Annotated in this window: 1 protein-coding gene; it reads right to left on the bottom strand. The window is 52.9% G+C overall.

Going from position 1 to position 1,107, the window contains the following annotated elements; translation table 11 throughout:
• A partial coding sequence (locus HWQ67_RS19355; protein WP_218254333.1) for a hypothetical protein occupies nt 1-1,107 on the bottom strand: 1,107 nt, incomplete at both ends.

The following is a 1,107-nucleotide window of genomic DNA, read 5'->3' as shown; positions in this document are numbered from 1 at the left end:
GCTTGTCCTTCAACTGCGCAATCTCCCCGGCAATATCGGTCAGGGCTGCCTCGACCTTCTGAATCATCGGAGCGTATGCCGAAGTCAGATCAGGAGGCGTCTGTATCAACTGCGACAACCCCTTGATGGCTTCCACGGTCTTTTGTTGTACCGAACCGCCGGTTTCGGTGATGGCCGCCTCGAGCCTGTCCAACCTCCCTGAGAGCTTCTCAAAGGATTCACCATACTTGTCCGCTGACAGGCCATCCCTGAGAGCAGCGACCTCTTTGCTGAGGGCTTTTATGCCCTGTTGCAACCTTTCAGTGCTTGAGGTGTCAACGGTCGGAAGCTTGTCATTTGTCTTTACCAGTTCTTTGGCAATGCCCTTTATGCCTGCATCCATCGCCTCCATTCTGTCCGACACCATGCCCGTGACGGTTGCTATCTTTGCCAGCTCTCTTTCGAGCCGCCCAATGAACGGGCTTACATCTTCCGTGGGCAGATTTCTCAGTTCAGCGGTGAGGGCCGTTATCCGGCTGCCTGCGTCGTTGAGCTTATATACGATCTCTTCAAATAGGACTTCCGGCCTTTGCTCTGACACCTTATTGGTAATGGCATCGATCTTGCGGTTGATGTCATCGAGTGTCGTTGTCTCAGCACTTGTGGTGGTTGCCTCCTTTGGCTTTTTCAGTGCCCACAAGGCCAGCAATATATTACAGAAGGCAGACAACCCAAGAAGCATAAACAAAATAACGATCAATCTGTTGTCCGACCAGTTGCTTTGTGTGACCTGAAATGTCCGTTCATTAAATGCCCGTTCAACAGGGGTGCGCTCAATTTTTGGGGTGGTCCCGGTGGCGGTGGCCGGGGCAGTGATGGCCGCAGCGGTGGATACGGTAAACTCCTTCTGCGCGGTCAGCTCCTTGCCCATGTGGTTGAAGCCGACAACGCCTGTGTACTTGCCCGGGGGCAGCGTGAGGTCAAAGTCAACAATGTACCTGCTGTCAACAATGTCTGAGATGATCCTGCCCAGTTGAGCAATCTCATTGTGGTTGGGAGAGAGCAGGAAGTATCCCCCGCTTATGTCTGATAGCTTCTTAATGGCATCCGTGTGCTTATATCTGCCCA

Origin of the sequence: Candidatus Magnetobacterium casense (assembly GCF_019173545.1) — a bacterium.
GTDB lineage: Bacteria > Nitrospirota > Thermodesulfovibrionia > Thermodesulfovibrionales > Magnetobacteriaceae > Magnetobacterium > Magnetobacterium cryptolimnobacter.
The sequence above is the reverse complement of the archived record's forward strand: the minus strand, read 5'-3'. Positions and strand labels throughout refer to the sequence as shown.